Annotated in this window: 18 protein-coding genes; 14 read left to right on the forward strand and 4 right to left on the reverse strand. The window is 57.8% G+C overall.

Going from position 1 to position 18,597, the window contains the following annotated elements; translation table 11 throughout:
- The first annotated feature begins 20 nt into the window (after positions 1-20).
- From dapF to corA, 7 genes are all read left to right on the forward strand, one after another.
- Positions 21-845, forward strand: a complete 825-nt coding sequence (gene dapF / locus ACQG11_RS10465) for a diaminopimelate epimerase (RefSeq protein ID WP_426728888.1) — start codon at positions 21-23, stop codon at positions 843-845.
- Positions 842-1,549, forward strand: a complete 708-nt coding sequence (locus tag ACQG11_RS10470; protein WP_023295731.1) for a DUF484 domain-containing protein — start codon at positions 842-844, stop codon at positions 1,547-1,549. The genes dapF and ACQG11_RS10470 overlap by 4 nt, the downstream gene beginning before the upstream one ends.
- Positions 1,546-2,448, forward strand: coding sequence for a tyrosine recombinase XerC (gene xerC / locus ACQG11_RS10475; protein ID WP_022646663.1), 903 nt, complete (start codon positions 1,546-1,548; stop codon positions 2,446-2,448). The genes ACQG11_RS10470 and xerC overlap by 4 nt, the downstream gene beginning before the upstream one ends.
- Positions 2,448-3,164 carry a 5-amino-6-(5-phospho-D-ribitylamino)uracil phosphatase YigB gene (yigB, locus tag ACQG11_RS10480; RefSeq protein WP_426728355.1) on the forward strand — a complete coding sequence of 239 codons (717 nt, stop codon included), beginning with the start codon at positions 2,448-2,450 and terminating at the stop codon, positions 3,162-3,164. The genes xerC and yigB overlap by 1 nt, the downstream gene beginning before the upstream one ends.
- Positions 3,165-3,243: 79 nt before the next feature.
- On the forward strand, positions 3,244-5,406 hold the full coding sequence (gene uvrD / locus ACQG11_RS10485) for a DNA helicase II (RefSeq protein WP_017383586.1): 2,163 nt from the start codon (positions 3,244-3,246) through the stop codon (positions 5,404-5,406).
- Positions 5,407-5,555: 149 nt separating this feature from the next.
- The gene (gene ysgD / locus ACQG11_RS10490; RefSeq protein ID WP_212743980.1) at positions 5,556-5,612 is read left to right on the forward strand and encodes a YsgD/CorL family protein; all 57 of its coding nucleotides are present in this window, start codon (positions 5,556-5,558) and stop codon (positions 5,610-5,612) included.
- 150 nt (positions 5,613-5,762) lie between these two features.
- Positions 5,763-6,713: a magnesium/cobalt transporter CorA gene (gene corA, locus ACQG11_RS10495; RefSeq protein WP_003860807.1), complete on the forward strand. Its 951-nt coding sequence runs from the start codon at positions 5,763-5,765 to the stop codon at positions 6,711-6,713.
- A gap of 43 nt (positions 6,714-6,756) precedes the next feature.
- Here the strand turns inward: corA and rarD are convergent, their stop codons facing one another.
- Positions 6,757-7,653 carry an EamA family transporter RarD gene (rarD, locus tag ACQG11_RS10500; RefSeq protein ID WP_023299047.1) on the reverse strand — a complete coding sequence of 299 codons (897 nt, stop codon included), beginning with the start codon at positions 7,651-7,653 and terminating at the stop codon, positions 6,757-6,759.
- Between the two features lie 51 nt (positions 7,654-7,704).
- Positions 7,705-8,172, reverse strand: coding sequence for an acyl-CoA thioesterase YigI (yigI, locus tag ACQG11_RS10505; RefSeq protein ID WP_006812366.1), 468 nt, complete (start codon positions 8,170-8,172; stop codon positions 7,705-7,707).
- Between the two features lie 160 nt (positions 8,173-8,332).
- Here yigI and pldA point away from each other — a divergent pair, with 160 nt between their 5' ends.
- The 3 genes from pldA (at position 8,333) to rhtC (ending at position 11,804) form a co-directional block, all read left to right on the forward strand.
- Positions 8,333-9,202, forward strand: coding sequence for a phospholipase A (pldA, locus tag ACQG11_RS10510; protein ID WP_022646666.1), 870 nt, complete (start codon positions 8,333-8,335; stop codon positions 9,200-9,202).
- A gap of 90 nt (positions 9,203-9,292) precedes the next feature.
- Positions 9,293-11,122, forward strand: coding sequence for an ATP-dependent DNA helicase RecQ (recQ, locus tag ACQG11_RS10515; RefSeq protein ID WP_032626543.1), 1,830 nt, complete (start codon positions 9,293-9,295; stop codon positions 11,120-11,122).
- Between the two features lie 61 nt (positions 11,123-11,183).
- Positions 11,184-11,804: a threonine export protein RhtC gene (gene rhtC / locus ACQG11_RS10520; RefSeq protein WP_006179256.1), complete on the forward strand. Its 621-nt coding sequence runs from the start codon at positions 11,184-11,186 to the stop codon at positions 11,802-11,804.
- On the opposite strand, the gene rhtB is transcribed toward rhtC, so the two are convergent.
- Complete coding sequence (rhtB, locus tag ACQG11_RS10525; RefSeq protein WP_006812363.1) at positions 11,801-12,421, reverse strand: homoserine/homoserine lactone efflux protein; 621 nt, start codon at positions 12,419-12,421, stop codon at positions 11,801-11,803. The two genes, rhtC and rhtB, sit on opposite strands and share 4 nt — an antisense overlap.
- Positions 12,422-12,532: 111 nt before the next feature.
- Between rhtB and pldB the strand changes: the two genes are divergently transcribed.
- From pldB to ACQG11_RS10540, 3 genes are all read left to right on the forward strand, one after another.
- On the forward strand, positions 12,533-13,525 hold the full coding sequence (gene pldB, locus ACQG11_RS10530) for a lysophospholipase L2 (RefSeq protein ID WP_150312215.1): 993 nt from the start codon (positions 12,533-12,535) through the stop codon (positions 13,523-13,525).
- Between the two features lie 31 nt (positions 13,526-13,556).
- On the forward strand, positions 13,557-14,357 hold the full coding sequence (gene yigL, locus ACQG11_RS10535; RefSeq protein ID WP_023299050.1) for a sugar/pyridoxal phosphate phosphatase YigL: 801 nt from the start codon (positions 13,557-13,559) through the stop codon (positions 14,355-14,357).
- A gap of 82 nt (positions 14,358-14,439) precedes the next feature.
- A complete protein-coding gene (locus ACQG11_RS10540) occupies positions 14,440-15,339 on the forward strand; it encodes a carboxylate/amino acid/amine transporter (protein ID WP_045309031.1) in 900 nt (299 codons plus the stop codon).
- Here ACQG11_RS10540 and metR read toward each other — a convergent pair.
- Complete coding sequence (gene metR / locus ACQG11_RS10545) at positions 15,227-16,180, reverse strand: HTH-type transcriptional regulator MetR (protein WP_015570000.1); 954 nt, start codon at positions 16,178-16,180, stop codon at positions 15,227-15,229. The genes ACQG11_RS10540 and metR overlap by 113 nt on opposite strands.
- Positions 16,181-16,295: 115 nt before the next feature.
- Here metR and metE point away from each other — a divergent pair, with 115 nt between their 5' ends.
- Positions 16,296-18,557: a 5-methyltetrahydropteroyltriglutamate--homocysteine S-methyltransferase gene (gene metE, locus ACQG11_RS10550; protein WP_023299051.1), complete on the forward strand. Its 2,262-nt coding sequence runs from the start codon at positions 16,296-16,298 to the stop codon at positions 18,555-18,557.
- Positions 18,558-18,597 lie beyond the last annotated feature (40 nt).

The following is an 18,597-nucleotide window of genomic DNA, read 5'->3' on the forward strand; positions in this document are numbered from 1 at the left end:
CCCGCGCAATGGAGCAAATGATGCAGTTCTCTAAAATGCATGGCCTTGGCAACGACTTTATGGTCGTCGACGCGGTAACGCAGAATGTCTTTTTCTCCCCGGAACTGATCCGTCGTCTGGCGGATCGGCACGTGGGCGTGGGTTTTGACCAGCTGCTGGTGGTGGAGCCGCCTTACGATCCTGACCTGGACTTCCACTATCGCATTTTTAACGCCGACGGCAGCGAAGTTTCCCAGTGCGGCAACGGCGCGCGCTGTTTTGCCCGCTTTGTTCGGCTGAAAGGGCTGACCAACAAGCGCGATATCCGCGTCAGCACCGCCAACGGCCGGATGGTGCTCAGCGTCACCGACGACGAACTGGTGCGCGTGAACATGGGCGAGCCGAACTTCGAACCCGCTGCCGTGCCGTTTCGCGCCAACAAAGCGGAAAAGACCTATATTATGCGTGCCGCCGAGCAGACAGTATTGTGCGGCGTCGTCTCGATGGGTAACCCGCACTGCGTGATTCAGGTAGATGATGTGCAAACCGCGGCGGTTGAAACGCTCGGCCCGGTGCTGGAAAGCCACGAGCGCTTCCCGGAGCGGGCGAACATCGGTTTCATGCAGGTGGTGAATCGTGAACACATTCGCCTGCGGGTTTACGAGCGCGGCGCGGGCGAAACCCAGGCCTGCGGAAGCGGTGCCTGTGCGGCGGTGGCCGTCGGTATCTCACAGGGGTTACTGGCGGAAGAGGTTCGCGTGGAATTACCGGGCGGGCGTCTTGATATCGCCTGGAAAGGAGCGGGTCATCCACTGTACATGACTGGCCCGGCGACACATGTTTATGACGGGTTTATCCATCTATGAAGCAACCAGGGGAAGAACTGCGGGAACCTGTAACGGAGCTGGATGACAGCGCTGTTGTGGATTACCTGCTGCACAATCCTGAGTTTTTTATCCGCAATGCACGCGTCGTCGAAAGGATGCGCGTGCCGCATCCGGTTCGCGAGACCGTGTCGCTGGTTGAATGGCACATGGCGCGCTCGCGCAACCACATCAATCAGCTCGAAGAGAACATGACGCTGCTGATGGAGCAGGCCAGCAATAACGAAAGCCTGTTCTATCGTCTTCTGCACCTTCAGGCGCGTCTGGCTTCCGCGCACAGTCTCGAAGAGTTCCTCAACCGCTTCCACCGCTGGGCGCGCGAGCTGGGGCTGGCAGGCGCGACGATCCGTCTCTTTCCCGACCGCTGGCGCATTGGCGCGCCGTCCGGGTTTACCCATCTGGCGCTGAGCCGTCAGGCGTTTGAACCGCTGCGCATTCAGCGTCTGGGCCATGAGCACCACTATCTGGGGCCGCTTAACGGGCCAGAACTGCTGGTGGTGCTGCCGGAAGCCAAAGCTATCGGCTCGGTGGCGATGTCGCTGATGGGGCGCGATGGTGACCTGGGCGTGATGTTATTTACCAGCCGCGACGCGCATCACTATGAACAGGGGCAGGGCACGCAACTGTTGCAGGAGATCGCCCTGATGCTGCCTGAGCTGCTGGAGCGCTGGATTGAGCGCGTATGACGGACGGACTGCTCGCCACTGACGTCACCCGTTTTCTGCGCTATCTTGGCGTAGAACGCCAGCTTAGCCCTATTACGCTGCTCAACTATCAGCGTCAGCTTGATGCCATCATGCAGATTGCCGATGAAATCGGCCTGAAAAGCTGGCAACAATGTGACGCCGCCACGGTTCGCGGCTTCGTTGTGCGTAGCCGTAAAAAAAACTTAAGCCCGGCGAGCCTGGCGCTCCGGCTCTCTGCCCTGCGCAGTTTCTTCGACTGGCTGGTCAGCCAGGGCGGTCTGAAAGCCAATCCGGCAAAAGGGATCGCCACGCCAAAGGCCCCGCGTCATCTGCCGAAAAATATCGACGTCGACGACGTAAACCGCCTGCTGGATATCGATCTTAACGATCCGCTGGCCGTGCGCGACCGCGCGATGCTGGAGGTGATGTACGGCGCGGGCCTGCGTCTCTCTGAGCTGGTGAACCTTGACTTAAAGCACCTCGATCTGGAATCTGGCGAAGTGTGGGTGATGGGCAAAGGCAGCAAAGAGCGCCGCCTGCCGATCGGCCGCAATGCGGTTTCCTGGATTGAGCACTGGCTGGATCTGCGCGGTCTGTTTGGCGCGGAAGAGGATGCGCTGTTCCTGTCGAAGCTCGGCAAGCGGATCTCGGCGCGTAACGTGCAGAAGCGCTTTGCGGAGTGGGGCATTAAGCAGGGGCTGAACAGCCACGTTCACCCGCATAAGCTGCGCCACTCTTTTGCGACGCACATGCTGGAATCAAGCGGCGACCTGCGCGGCGTACAGGAGCTGCTTGGTCACGCGAATCTGTCGACCACCCAAATCTATACCCACTTAGACTTCCAACACCTTGCCTCGGTGTATGACGCGGCGCATCCACGCGCCAAACGGGGGAAATAATGCGTTTTTACCGCCCACTCGGTCAGATCTCAGCCCTGACGTTTGATCTTGATGACACCCTTTACGACAACCGCCCAGTGATCCTGCGTACCGAGCAGGAGTCGCTGGCGTTTGTGCAAAACTACCATCCTGCGCTGAAAGCGATCCAGAACAAAGAGTTCCAGAAGCTGCGTCAGTCCCTGCGGGAAACCGAGCCGGAAATTTACCATGACGTGACCGAATGGCGCCGCCGTGCGGTTGAGCAGGCGATGCTCAATGCCGGCCTGAGCGCGCAGGACGCGGCCATGGGTGCTGAAGCGGCCATGGAAAACTTCGCCAAATGGCGCAGTCGCATCGATGTGCCGCAGGAGACCCACGACACGCTGGTGAAGCTCGCCGAAAAGTGGCCGCTGGTCGCCATCACTAACGGCAACGCTCAGCCTGAACTGTTTGGTCTGGGGAACTATTTTCAGTTCGTGCTGCGCGCGGGCCCGCACGGACGCTCGAAGCCGTTCAACGATATGTATCATCTGGCGGCGGAAAAACTGGATTTGCCGCTCGGTGAGATCCTGCACGTGGGCGACGACCTGACCACGGACGTCGCCGGGGCGATCCGCTGCGGCATGCAGGCCTGCTGGATCAAGCCGGAAAATGCCGATCTGATGACTACCCCGGATAGCCGTCTTCTGCCGCACGTGGAAATTTCACGGTTGGCATCCCTCACGACGCTGATATAATCATCAATTGTTCTGTATAAATTAACAGGGTTTTGGCGAATGGAAACATTTGCCCGCCCGACATGACGTGACGGTGCCAATGGACGTTTCTTACCTGCTCGACAGCCTTAATGACAAACAGCGTGACGCGGTTGCCGCCTCGCGTACAAACCTGCTGGTACTGGCTGGAGCGGGCAGTGGTAAGACGCGCGTGCTGGTTCACCGTATCGCCTGGCTACAGAGCGTGGAGAACTGCTCGCCGTACTCGATTATGGCCGTGACGTTCACCAACAAGGCGGCGGCGGAGATGCGCCACCGTATCGCACAGCTAATGGGCACCAGCCAGGGCGGCATGTGGGTTGGCACCTTCCACGGCCTGGCGCATCGTCTGCTGCGCGCGCACCATATGGACGCTAACCTGCCGCAGGATTTCCAGATCCTCGACAGCGAAGACCAGCTGCGCTTACTGAAACGTCTGATCAAGGCGATGAACCTCGACGAGAAGCAGTGGCCGCCGCGTCAGGCGATGTGGTACATCAACGGTCAGAAAGACGAAGGGCTGCGTCCGCACCACATTCAAAGCTTCGGTAACCCGGTTGAGCAGACCTGGCAGAACGTCTACAAGGCCTATCAGGAAGCGTGCGATCGCGCCGGTCTGGTGGATTTCGCCGAACTGCTGCTGCGCGCCCACGAGCTGTGGCTCAACAAACCACATATCCTGCAACACTACCGTGAACGCTTCACCAACATTTTGGTGGACGAATTCCAGGATACCAACAACATTCAGTACGCGTGGATCCGCCTGCTGGCCGGAGATACCGGCAAGGTGATGATCGTGGGCGATGACGACCAGTCTATCTACGGCTGGCGCGGCGCGCAGGTGGAGAACATCCAGCGCTTTCTCAACGATTTCCCCGGCGCGCAAACCATCCGTCTGGAGCAGAACTACCGTTCTACCAGCAACATACTGAGCGCGGCCAACGCCCTGATTGAGAACAACAACGGGCGCCTGGGTAAAAAGCTGTGGACCGATGGCGTCGACGGCGAACCGATTTCGATTTACTGCGCCTTCAACGAGCTCGACGAAGCCCGCTTCGTGGTGAACCGCATTAAAACCTGGCAGGAGAACGGCGGTGCGCTGGAGCAGTGTGCCATTCTCTATCGCAGCAACGCCCAGTCGCGCGTGCTGGAAGAGGCGCTGTTACAGGTGAGCATGCCGTACCGCATTTATGGCGGTATGCGCTTCTTCGAACGTCAGGAGATCAAAGATGCGCTCTCGTATTTGCGTCTGATTGCCAACCGTAACGACGATGCGGCATTTGAGCGCGTGGTGAACACACCGACGCGTGGCATCGGCGATCGTACGCTGGACGTGGTGCGTCAGGCCTCGCGCGATCGTCAGCTCACGCTATGGCAGGCATGCCGCGAGCTGTTACAGGAAAAAGCACTCGCCGGGCGCGCCGCCAGCGCATTGCAGCGCTTCCTGGAGTTAATCGACGCGCTGGCGCAGGAAACGGCCGACATGCCGCTGCACGTCCAGACTGACCGGGTGATCAAAGATTCCGGCCTGCGCACCATGTACGAGCAGGAAAAAGGCGAGAAGGGCCAGACCCGTATTGAGAACTTAGAGGAACTGGTGACGGCAACGCGCCAGTTCAGCTACAACGAAGAAGACGAAGACCTGATGCCGTTGCAGGCATTCCTCTCTCACGCCGCACTGGAGGCGGGTGAAGGGCAGGCCGATACCTGGCAGGATGCGGTTCAGCTGATGACCCTGCACTCCGCGAAAGGTCTGGAGTTCCCGCAGGTGTTCATCGTCGGGATGGAAGAGGGGATGTTCCCGAGCCAGATGTCGCTGGATGAAGGCGGGCGTCTGGAAGAGGAGCGTCGTCTGGCCTACGTGGGCGTGACCCGTGCGATGCAGAAACTGACCCTGACCTACGCGGAAACCCGCCGCCTGTACGGGAAAGAGGTGTATCACCGTCCGTCGCGCTTTATCGGCGAACTGCCGGAAGAGTGTGTGGAAGAGGTGCGCCTGCGCGCCAGCATCAGCCGTCCGGTCAGTCATCAGCGTATGGGCTCGCCAATCTCGGAAACCGATACCGGTTACAAGCTGGGCCAGCGCGTGCGCCACTCGAAGTTTGGCGAAGGCACCATCGTCAATCTGGAAGGCAGCGGCGAGCACAGCCGTTTGCAGGTCGCGTTCCAGGGGCAGGGGATCAAATGGCTGGTGGCAGCCTATGCCAAGCTGGAAAGTGTGTAACTTTCAGAAAAATATCACTATTTTGTAATAATCTGCTAGCCTTATACGTTGAAGGTCAATTAATGCCCTTCAGCGTTCCGTTGCGTGTTGACGCCACAGTTATTGCTGGCGTAACATGCGCGCACGATTACGCTAAGAGGACATTCGCCTTGGACACACCCAGTAGATACTGGCTCAATTCCCTGTCATCCAGGAACAACTCCTAAGGCTATCTCCTCTTGCTGATGGCCTTAGTGGTTGTCAGCGACTGCATCATTCCCGTCGCGCTGAGTCAGGCTGTTTAATGGTCTGAAACCCAATTTGTTTCTGTGTGCCCACCGAACTGTCCGATATTTTTTGCATTGGGAGTCCCGGTCATGTTGAGCGCATTTCAACTCGAAAATAACCGACTGACTCGGCTTGAAGCCGAAGAGTCACAGCCCCTCATTGATGCCGTATGGGTGGATCTGGTCGAGCCGGACGACGATGAGCGCCTTCGCGTACAATCTGAACTGGGGCAAAGCCTGGCGACACGCCCGGAACTGGAAGACATCGAAGCATCCGCCCGTTTTTTTGAAGACGAAGACGGCCTGCACATTCACTCCTTCTTCTTCTTCGAAGATGCCGAAGACCACGCGGGGAACTCCACTGTGGCGTTCACCATCCGCGATGGCCGCCTGTTCACCCTGCGCGAGCGCGAACTGCCTGCGTTTCGTCTCTACCGCATGCGCGCCCGCAGCCAGGCGATGATGGACGGTAACGCCTATGAGCTGCTGCTGGATCTGTTCGAAACCAAAATCGAACAGCTGGCGGATGAAATCGAAAACATCTACAGCGACCTGGAAAAGCTGAGCCGCGTGATCATGGAAGGCCATCAGGGCGATGAGTACGACGAAGCGTTGTCCACGCTTGCAGAGCTGGAAGATATCGGCTGGAAGGTGCGTTTGTGTCTGATGGATACCCAGCGCGCGCTGAACTTCCTGGTGCGCAAGGCGCGTCTGCCGGGCGGTCAGCTGGAGCAGGCGCGTGAGATCTTACGCGATATCGAATCCCTGCTGCCGCACAACGAATCCCTGTTCCAGAAGGTCAACTTCCTGATGCAGGCGGCAATGGGCTTTATCAACATCGAGCAGAACCGCATCATCAAGATCTTCTCGGTGGTTTCCGTGGTGTTCCTGCCGCCGACGCTGGTGGCATCCAGCTACGGGATGAACTTTGAGTTTATGCCGGAGCTGAAGTGGAGCTTTGGCTACCCGGGGGCGATTATCTTTATGATCCTCGCCGGGCTGGCGCCGTACCTGTACTTCAAGCGGAAGAACTGGTTGTAAAAATCAGGCGGGTGGCGCTGCGCTTACCCGCCCTACAAAGCACCTAAATTCCTCTGCGAGTCCTGCGCTGGGTATAAATTGCATCCGCAACGAAAATCGCCAGCGCCACCCAGATAAAGGCAAACGTCACCATCTTATCCGCACCCGGCACCTCGCCGTAAAACACCACCGCCAGCAGGAACATCAGCGTCGGGCCGATGTACTGGAAGAAGCCAAGCGTCGAGAGACGCAGACGCGTTGCCGCGCCGGTGAAGCACAGCAGGGGAATCGTCGTGACCACGCCCGCCGCCATCAGCATCAGGTTCAGCGACCATGGGTTGCTGCCCATGTGGCTGGTGGCGCTGTCGGCAATACCGAACAGGTAGATCGCCGCGACAGGCAGCAGCCACAGGGTTTCAAACAGCATTCCCGTCTGCGCTTCCACGGCGATTTTTTTACGCACCAGGCCGTAGAAGGCAAAGCTGAACGCCAGCCCCAGGGCGATAACCGGCAGTGAACCGAAGGTCCACAGCTGCACCAGCACGCCGCAGAGGGCCAGAATCACCGCCACCCACTGCATCCGGCGGAAACGTTCGCCGAGGAAAATCATCCCCAGCACGATGTTCACCAGCGGGTTAATGAAGTACCCCAGGCTGGCTTCGAGCATGTGATGGTTATTCACCGCCCAGATAAACAGCAGCCAGTTTCCGCCAATCAGCACCGCAGAGAGGGCAAGCAGGAAGACCTTCTTCGGGGTTTTCAGTAGCGTTTTGACGCCTGACCACTGACGGCTGATGCTCATCAGCGCAATCATAAAGAAAAACGACCAGATGACGCGGTGAGTGAGGATCTCGTCCGCCGGGACATAGGCGATAAGCTTGAAGTACGCCGGCGCGATACCCCAAATAAAATAAGCGGCAAGAGCGAGTAAAACGCCCTGCCGCGTCTGTTTAGCATCCATCGGGAAAATCCGTTACAAAAAAGTGAAGTAATTTTACCCGAATTTGCCGTCTCAACCCACCATATAAGTGGCGGTTGCGCTGGCGATATAAACCTGCTCCTCGTTATGCAGCTCAACGCGGGCGACGGCAACTTTATTCCCGGCGCGCAGCAGGCTGCTGGTGCAGGTGAAGCGGTTTCCGCGTCCCGGACGCAGATAGTCGACACGTAAATCGATGGTTCCCATGCGCGAGAGGCGCTGGCGTAACTCATCTTCGTTGATGGTGTCATGGCGCGTCAGCGTGCTGCCCACGCACACCAGACCGGCCGCCACGTCCAGCGCAGAGGCAATCACCCCGCCGTGCAAAATGCTTTGTGCCCAGTTACCGACCATCATTGGCTGATTATTGAAACTCAGCTGAGCGAAGTCTTTTTCGTATCGCTCCAGCTCAAGACCCAGTGCACGGTTGAATGGCATGTGGTACACAAAAATCTCGCCCACGAGCTTTAAGGTTTCTTCGGCGGTGAGTGTGGCTGACATCTGACGTGGCATCCTTGTTGTTAACAAAATGTTGATTTTATGCTTCAGGATAAAGGAATGCCACTTTAAGAAACGAGGAAGCGGAAGTTATCGCAGAAGTCTGTAGAATGCCCGGACAAAACTATTCATTAAATGTCACAATTTCAGGAGAACACCACCGATGCGGACGTATCTGGGTTGGTTACTGGCGGCGGTTGCGCTGCCCCTCACAGCATATGCGCAGGAAGCGACGATCAAAGAAGTGCATGATAAACCTGCCGTGCAGGGCAGCATCATCGCCAATATGCTTCAGGAGCATGACAATCCGTTCACGCTCTACCCCTATGACACAAACTACGTGATCTATACCCAGACCAGCGATCTCAACAAAGAGGCGATAAGTTCCTATAACTGGTCTGACAATGCGCGTAAAGATGAGGTGAAGTTCCAGCTCAGCCTGGCCTTCCCGTTATGGCGCGGCATCCTGGGGCCGAACTCGGTGCTTGGTGCATCTTACACGCAGAAGTCATGGTGGCAGCTCTCCAACAGCGGGGAATCTTCACCGTTCCGCGAAACCAACTATGAACCGCAGCTGTTCCTCGGTTTCGCCACTGATTATGAGTTTGCAGGCTGGACGCTGCGCGACGTGGAGGTGGGCTATAACCACGATTCCAACGGTCGTTCCGACCCAACCTCACGCAGCTGGAATCGCGTTTATACGCGTCTGATGGCGCAGAACGGCAATTTCATGGTGGAAGTGAAGCCGTGGTACGTGGTGGGCAGCACCGATGACAATCCTGATATCACCAAATACATGGGCTATTATCAGCTTAAAGTGGGCTATCAGCTGGGTGACGCGGTGCTGAGCGCCAAAGGGCAGTACAACTGGAATACCGGCTACGGCGGCGCAGAGTTGGGCCTGAGCTACCCGGTGACGAAACACGTTCGTCTCTATACCCAGGTGTATAGCGGTTATGGCGAATCGCTGATCGACTATAACTTCAACCAGACCCGCGTTGGTGTGGGCGTCATGCTGAACGATATTTTCTAAGCTGCTCGAATGTTTTTGCGTTAAACGTTGAAGTTTCTCTCTCAGGCGCTGAAAATAGCGCCTGTTTCATTTCTGGCATATGGGGTTAACGTGGCGCAGGCGGAAGTATTGAATCAGGAATCGCTGGCTAAACAGGTTTTGCATGAAACCTTTGGCTACCAGCAGTTCCGTCCTGGCCAGGAAACCATCATTGAAACCGTGCTGGAAGGCCGCGATTGCCTGGTGGTCATGCCGACCGGCGGCGGAAAATCGCTCTGCTATCAGGTGCCCGCGCTGGTACTTAATGGCCTGACGGTTGTGGTCTCCCCCCTTATTTCCCTGATGAAAGACCAGGTCGACCAGCTGCTTGCCAACGGCGTGGCGGCGGCCTGTCTTAACTCGACGCAAACCCGCGAGCAGCAGCAAGAGGTGATGGCCGGGTGCCGCACCGGGCAGATCCGCCTGCTGTATATCGCGCCAGAGCGCCTGATGCTGGACAACTTCCTCGACCACCTGGCGCACTGGAACCCGGTGCTGCTGGCGGTGGATGAAGCGCACTGTATCTCCCAGTGGGGGCACGATTTCCGCCCGGAATATGCCGCCCTCGGCCAGCTGCGTCAGCGCTTCCCTGAGCTGCCGTTTATGGCGCTTACCGCCACGGCGGATGACACCACGCGTCAGGATATCGTTCGCCTGCTGGGGCTGAAAGACCCCTATATTCAGGTCAGCAGCTTCGACCGGCCGAACATCCGCTATATGCTGATGGAAAAATTCAAGCCGCTGGATCAGCTCCTGCGCTACGTGCAGGAGCAGCGCGGCAAGTCCGGCATCATCTACTGCAACAGCCGCGCGAAGGTGGAAGACACCGCTGCGCGTCTGCAAAATCGCGGCTTTAGCGCGGCGGCATACCATGCCGGGTTAGAAAACCACATCCGCGCCGACGTACAGGAAAAATTCCAGCGCGACGACCTGCAAATCGTGGTCGCAACGGTGGCGTTCGGGATGGGGATCAACAAGCCTAACGTGCGCTTTGTGGTGCACTTTGATATCCCGCGCAATATCGAATCCTACTATCAGGAAACCGGCCGCGCCGGGCGTGATGGCCTGCCTGCGGAAGCGATGCTGTTTTACGATCCGGCGGATATGGCGTGGCTGCGCCGCTGTCTCGAGGAGAAACCGCAGGGGCAGTTGCAGGATATCGAACGCCACAAGCTTAACGCGATGGGTGCCTTCGCCGAAGCGCAAACCTGCCGCCGTCTGGTGCTGCTCAACTACTTTGGTGAAGGGCGACAGGCGCCGTGCGGCAACTGCGATATCTGCCTCGACCCGCCGAAGCAGTACGACGGTCTGATGGACGCGCGCAAAGCGCTCTCGACTATCGGACGCGTGAACCAGCGCTTTGGGATGGGCTACGTCGTCGAAGTGCTGCGTGGGGCTAACAACCAGCGTATCCGCGACATGGGGCACGACAAGCTGCCGGTTTACGGCATCGGGAAAGACCAGAGCCACGAGCACTGGGTAAGCATCATCCGCCAACTGATCCATCTCGGCTTTGCCACGCAAAATATTGCTCAGCACTCTGCGCTTCAGCTTACCGAAGCGGCGCGACCGGTCCTGCGCGGTGAGGTTGAACTGAAGCTCGCCGTTCCGCGCGTCGTCGCCCTGAAGCCGCGCGTGATGCAGAAATCCTACGGCGGCAACTACGATCGCAAGCTGTTCGCCAAGCTGCGCAAGCTGCGTAAAGCCATTGCCGATGAAGAGAACATCCCGCCATACGTGGTGTTCAATGACGCGACGCTGATCGAGATGGCCGAGCAAATGCCACTCAGCGCCAGCGAGATGCTCAGCGTCAACGGCGTCGGCACGCGCAAACTGGAGCGCTTTGGTAAAGAGTTTATGGCGCTTATCCGTTCCCACGCTGATGGTGATGATGAGGAGTAGTCAGCCGGGCGAAAAAGTGCCAGGATGATGACTCACTACATTATTTCCCCGCGAGCTAATTATGTTAATGCTATTTCTCACCGTGGCGTTAGTTCACATCGTTGCGCTGATGAGCCCTGGCCCTGACTTCTTCTTCGTGTCACAAACGGCCGTCAGCCGCTCCCGCAAAGAGGCGATGATGGGTGTGCTCGGTATCACCATGGGCGTTATGGTCTGGGCGGCGGTTGCGCTGCTTGGTCTGAACCTGATCCTGGCGAAAATGGCGTGGCTGCATAACATCATCATGGTTGGCGGCGGTCTGTACCTGTGCTGGATGGGCTACCAGATGCTGCGCGGGGCGCTGAAGAAAGAAGAGAAAAAGCCGGAAGAGCCAAAGGTTGAGCTGGCAACGGGCGGCCGTAGCTTTGTGAAAGGGCTGCTGACTAACCTGGCGAACCCGAAAGCGATTATTTACTTCGGCTCTGTGTTCTCGCTGTTTGTAGGAGATAACGTCGGTGCGGGCGCGCGCTGGGGGATCTTCCTGCTAATCGTTGTTGAGACGTTCGCCTGGTTTACCGTTGTGGCAAGCCTGTTTGCTTTACCGGCGATGCGTCGCGGCTACCAGCGCATCGCGAAGTGGATCGACGGCTTTGCCGGCGCACTGTTCGCCGGCTTCGGCATTCATCTCATCATTTCTCGCTAAGCATGACGCGCTGACGCAAGCAGCGCGCCAACCAGCATAAACAGCGAACCAAAGACTTTGTTCAGGGCCTTCATCTGCTTAGGCCCTTTGATCCACGCCGCAATTCGCTGCGCCAGCGTCGCGTAACCAATCATCACAATGATATCGACAATAATGGTGGTCGCGCCCAGCACCACGTACTGCATCACCTGGGGCTGATGCGGCACGATAAACTGCGGGAACAGGGCGGCGAGGAACACAATGCTTTTCGGGTTGGTCAGGTTAACGAATACCGCGCGCTTAAACAGGTGGCCGCGTGTTTGCGTCCGGGAGAGCGTATGCAGATCAATCGAGCCTGCGGCGCGCCACTGCTGAATGCCCAGCCAGATAAGATACGCTGCGCCAGCCCATTTCAGCACCTCGAAGGCCAGTACCGAACGGGAGAACAGCGTGCCCAGACCAATCCCCACCAGCACAATGTGAATGCCAAGCCCTGTCTGTAAACCGGCAATTGACGCCGCCGCGCCGCGATAGCCGTGATTAATGGAGGTGGTCATGGTGTTGATTGCGCCCGAGCCAGGTGAAAGGCTGAGGATGATGGATGTCAGCAGGTAAGCGAACCACCACTCGAAGGTCATTTGAAACTCCCGGATCGTCTGTTTTTATGCCACAATACGCTATTGTTGAGTCATTTTGTGACCGGTGACGAAAAAAACGATATTCCCTGAATTACGGGGGGTGGAAACCCAATGTTTCAGCAGAAAAAGGACTGGGAAACACGAGAAAACGCATTTGCTGCTTTCTCCATGGGGCCGCTGACCGATTTCTGGCGCCAGCGTGAGGAAGATGAGTTTATGGGCGTCGGGGATATCCCGGTACGCTTCGTTCGTTTCCATGATGAAAAAAATGACCGGGTGATTGTGGTTTGCCCCGGGCGCATCGAAAGCTATATCAAATATGCCGAGCTGGCGTATGACCTGTTCCATCTGGGCTTTGATGTGTTAATTATCGACCATCGCGGGCAGGGGCTATCCGGCCGGATGCTGCCGGATACCCATCGCGGCCACGTGGATAACTTCAGCGATTACGTCGACGATCTGGCCGCGTTCTGGCAGCAGGAAGTGCAGCCCGGACCGTGGCGCAAGCGTTATATTCTTGCCCACTCCATGGGGGGCGCGATCTCGACGTTGTTTTTGCAGCGCCATAAGCACCAGTGCGACGCCATTGCGCTGACCGCGCCGATGTACGGCATTGTGATTCGTTTTCCTGACTGGATGGTGCGCCATCTTCTCGACTGGGCTGAGGGCCATCAGCGCATTCGTGAAGGCTATGCCATCGGAACAGGACGCTGGCGGGCGTTGCCGTTTGCCATCAACGTGTTAACCCACAGTCGGCAGCGTTATCGCCGCAACCTGCGTTTTTATGCTGATGAACCGCGTCTACGGGTCGGCGGCCCCACCTGGCACTGGGTGCGGGAAGGTATTCATGCCGGTGAGCAGGTGCTGGCGGGCGTAGGCGATGATGAGACGCCGACGCTCCTGATCCAGGCGGAAGAAGAGCGTGTGGTGGATAACCGCATGCATGACCGCTATTGTGAACTTCGCGCCGCGGCGGGCCATCCCTGTGAAGGGGGTAAACCGCTGGTCATCAACGGTGCGTACCATGAGATCCTTTTTGAAAAGGACGCTATGCGCTCAGTCGCGCTCAACGCCATTGTTGAATTTTTCAACAGGCATAACTGATTATTGTTTTCCACCAGAGGTTGAAATCCCTATGTACCAGGTTGTTGCATCTGATTTAGATGGCACGCTGCTTTCCCCCGACCACACCCTGTCGCCTTATGCGAAAGAGACCTTAAAACTCCTGACTGCCCGTGGCGTGAACTTTGTGTTCGCCACCGGCCGCCACCACGTGGACGTGGGGCAGATCCGCGATAACCTGGAGATCAAGTCGTACATGATCACCTCCAACGGTGCGCGCGTACACGACACGGACGGCAACCTGATTTTTACCCACAATCTCGATCGCGACATCGCCACTGATTTGTTCGGCATTGTGCATAACAACCCGGATATCGTCACTAACGTTTATCGCGACGACGAGTGGTTTATGAACCGTCATCGCCCGGACGAAATGCGTTTCTTCAAGGAAGCCGTCTTCAACTACTCCCTGTATGAACCGGGTTTGCTGGATCCTGAAGGGATCAGCAAGGTGTTCTTTACCTGCGAAAGTCACGAAGCGCTGCTTCCGCTGGAGCAGGCGATCAACGCCCGCTGGGGAGACCGCGTGAACGTGAGCTTCTCCACGCTGACTTGTCTGGAAGTGATGGCGGGCGGGGTGTCCAAAGGTCACGCGCTGGAAGCGGTCGCGAAGCGTCTGGGCTTTGATCTGAAAGACTGCATCGCGTTCGGCGATGGCATGAACGATGCCGAGATGCTCTCCATGGCGGGCAAAGGCTGCATCATGCAGAACGCGCACCAGCGCCTGAAAGATCTGCACCCGGAGCTGGAAGTGATTGGCACCAACGCAGACAACGCGGTACCTAAGTATTTGCGCAAACTGTTCCTTGAATAATCTTCATTTGATTGCTTATTGTTCAGATGTCAACTAAAGAGTTCGCTACAATGCCTCTCCTTCTTTCTGAGAGACAAGCATTGTGGCGCTACTCATTATCACCACTATCCTGTGGGCCTTCTCCTTTAGCCTGATTGGCGAATACCTTGCCGGATCGGTCGACAGCTACTTTTCGGTGCTGATGCGTGTGGGGCTGGCGGCGCTGGTGTTCCTGCCGTTCCTGCGTACCCGCGGGCAATCGCTGAAAACCATTCTGCTGTATATGCTGGTGGGCGCAATGCAGCTCGGCATCATGTACCTGTTCAGCTTCCGGGCTTACGTCTACCTCTCCGTCTCGGAATTTCTGCTCTTTACCGTGCTCACGCCGCTCTATATCACGCTGATTTACGACCTGCTCAGCAGGCGCCGCCTGCGCTGGGGATATCTGCTGAGCGCGGCGCTGGCAGTCATTGGCGCGGCGATAATTCGCTATGACAAGGTGAGCGATCACTTCTGGACCGGGCTGATGTTCGTCCAGCTCGCCAATATCAGCTTCGCCATCGGGATGGTGGGCTACAAACGCCTCATGGAGACCCGCCCGATGCCGCAGCATAACGCGTTTGCGTGGTTCTATATGGGCGCGGCGATTGTCGCGATTGCGGCATGGTTTATGCTCGGCAACCCGCAAAAGCTGCCGACCACCACCGTGCAGTGGAGCGTTCTGGTCTGGCTGGGCGTGGTGGCCTCGGGGCTGGGCTACTTTATGTGGAACTACGGCGCGACGCAGGTAGACGCCGGAACGCTGGGGATCATGAACAACGTGCACGTGCCGGCGGGGCTACTGGTGAACCTCGCCATCTGGCAGGAACAGCCGCACTGGCCGAGTTTCCTTATTGGGGGAACGGTGATCCTGGCTTCGCTGTGGGTACATCGCCGCTGGGTCGCTCCGCGCTCCGCACAAACGGAAGATGGTCGCACGCGTGGTTCCGCGCTGAGCGAATAAACGCTTCCGTAATCGGCTGACGCTGCTCGCCGTCGCGCACGGCGGCGTACAGCCGGCTCCACAGTCCTTCACCCAGGGTTTTGGTAACCACCAGACCCTGGCGTTCAACCGTCTCGACCACCCAGTGCGGCAGCGCCGCAATTCCCATTCTGGCCGCCACCATCTGAATTAACAGCAGCGTGTTATCCACGCTTTTCAGCTGTGGGCTGATGCCCGCGGGTTGCAGGAAATGGCGCCAGATATCCAGACGACTGCGCTGTACCGGGTAAATCAGCAGCGTCTCCGTTGCCAGATCTTCCGGCGTGATACGCGTTTTGGCGGCCAGCGGATGGTCCGGGGCCAGCACCAGACGCACCTCAAAATCAAACATTGGCGAATAGTGCAGACCGCTGCGCGGCAGAATATCTGAGGTCATCACCAGATCCAGCTCACCCTGCTGAAGCGACGGCTGCGGATCAAACGTGACGCCGGACTTGAAGTCCATCTCCACCTGCGGCCACTTCTGGCGGAAATTCTCAAGCGCGGGGGTCAGCCACTGAATACAGCTGTGACACTCAATGGCGATGCGCAGGGTGGTCTGCTGCGGCTCGTTACAGGACTGCAACGCGCTGGCAATCTGCGGCAGCACCTGGTTCGCCAGCTGAAGCAAAATTTCGCCCTGCGGCGTAAAGCGCAAAGGCTGGCTCTTACGCACAAAAAGACGAAAGCCGAGGCGTTGTTCCAGATCGCTGAACTGGTGAGAAAGGGCAGACTGAGTCTGGTGCAGCGTGGCCGCTGCCGCCGCAAGAGAACCGCAGTTCCGCAACGCTTGTAGCGTTTTCAGGTGTTTTATCTCGATCATGAAAGTCCTTCACTTCGCCATGAACATTTTGCGCTTGAGGAATATACAGTACCTGCCAATTATAGATGTGTAAACATCTGGACGTCTAAATAACGAATTTCACAAGGGGCATACCATGACAATCCGCACTCACACCCTCGGTTTCCCTCGCGTTGGCCTGCGTCGCGAGCTAAAAAAAGCGCAAGAAAGCTACTGGGCAGGTAACGCCACCCGTGAAGAACTGCTGGCGGTGGGACGTGAGCTGCGCGCGCGTCACTGGGATCAGCAAAAACAGGCGGGCATTGACCTGCTGCCGGTGGGCGATTTCGCCTGGTACGACCATGTTCTGACCACCAGCCTGCTGCTTGGCAACGTGCCGGCTCGTCATCAGAACAACGATGGATCGGTGGATATCGATACCCTGTTCCGCATCGGCCGTGGCCGCGCGCCAACGGGTGAGCCAGCGGCGGCGGCGGAAATGACCAAGTGGTTCAACACCAACTATCACTATATGGTGCCGGAGTTCGTTAAAGGCCAGCAGTTCAAACTGACCTGGACCCAGCTTCTGGATGAAGTGGACGAAGCGCTGGCGCTGGGTCACCAGGTGAAACCCGTGCTGCTGGGGCCGATAACCTACCTGTGGCTGGGCAAAGTGAAAGGCGAACAGTTCGACCGCCTCAGCCTGCTGAACGACATTCTGCCGGTTTATAAGCAGGTGCTGATTGAGCTGGGCAAACGCGGCATTCAGTGGGTGCAAATCGATGAACCGGCGCTGGTGCTTGAGCTGCCGCAGGCGTGGCTGGACGCCTTCAAACCGGCGTATAACGCGCTCACCGGGCAGGTGAAGCTGCTGCTGACCACCTACTTCGAAGGCGTCACGCCGAACCTGAAAACCATTACCGCGCTGCCGGTTCAGGGTCTGCACGTTGACCTCGTTCACGGCAAAGACGATGTAGCAGAGTTGCACAAGCGTCTGCCAGTGGACTGGCTGCTCTCTGCCGGTCTGGTGAATGGTCGTAACGTCTGGCGTGCCGATCTCACCGAGAAATATGCACAAATTAAAGACATAGTCGGTAAACGTGAATTGTGGGTGGCCTCTTCCTGTTCCCTGCTGCATAGCCCGATTGACCTGAGCGTGGAGACCCGACTCGACCCTGAGGTGAAAAGCTGGTTTGCCTTCGCCCTGCAAAAGTGTGAGGAGCTGGCTCTGCTGCGCGACGCGTTGAACAGCGGCGACACGGCAGCGATTAGCGACTGGAGCGCTCCGATTCAGGCGCGCCGTCACTCGACGCGCGTGCATAACCCGGCAGTGGAAAAACGTCTGGCGGCCATCACCGCCCGGGACAGCCAGCGCCAGAGCCCGTATGAAGTGCGCGCCGAAGCCCAGCGTGCGCGCTTTAACCTGCCCGCGTGGCCGACCACGACAATCGGCTCCTTCCCGCAGACTACCGAGATCCGCAGCCTGCGCCTGGACTTCAAAAAGGGCAATCTGGATGCGAATCACTACCGCACCGGTATTGCGGAACACATCAAACAGGCGATTATCGAGCAGGAACGTTTAGGTCTGGACGTGCTGGTGCACGGTGAAGCCGAGCGTAACGACATGGTGGAATACTTCGGTGAGCACCTGGACGGGTTTGTCTTTACCCAGAACGGTTGGGTGCAGAGCTACGGCTCCCGCTGCGTGAAGCCGCCGGTGGTAATCGGCGACGTCAGCCGCCCGGAAGCGATTACCGTGGAGTGGGCGAAGTATGCCCAGTCTCTGACCGACAAACCGGTAAAAGGCATGCTGACGGGTCCGGTGACCATTCTCTGCTGGTCGTTCCCGCGTGAAGACGTAACCCGGGAAACCATCGCCAAACAGATCGCCCTGGCGCTGCGCGATGAAGTTGCGGATCTGGAAGCGGCCGGGATTGGCATCATTCAGATCGACGAACCTGCGCTGCGTGAAGGTTTGCCGCTGCGTCGCAGCGACTGGGATGCTTACTTACAGTGGGGCGTGGAGGCGTTCCGCCTCAACGCGGCCGTCGCGAAGGACGATACGCAGATCCACACCCACATGTGTTACTGCGAATTTAACGACATCATGGACTCCATTGCCGCGCTCGACGCCGATGTGATCACCATCGAGACCTCGCGTTCAGACATGGAACTGCTGGAGTCGTTCGAAGAGTTCGACTACCCGAACGAAATCGGGCCGGGCGTGTACGACATTCACTCCCCGAATGTGCCAAGCGTGGAGTGGATTGAATCGCTGCTGCAAAAAGCGGCCCAGCGCATCCCGGCGGAACGTCTGTGGGTAAACCCGGACTGCGGCCTGAAAACCCGTGGCTGGCCTGAAACCCGCGCGGCGCTGGCGAACATGGTGCAGGCGGCGCAGAATTTGCGTCAGGCTTGATGAAATGTAGGCCCGGTCAGGCGTAGCCGCCACCGGGCTT

The organism is Enterobacter cloacae complex sp. 372C4, assembly GCF_050030615.1.
Classification (GTDB): domain Bacteria; phylum Pseudomonadota; class Gammaproteobacteria; order Enterobacterales; family Enterobacteriaceae; genus Enterobacter; species Enterobacter intestinihominis.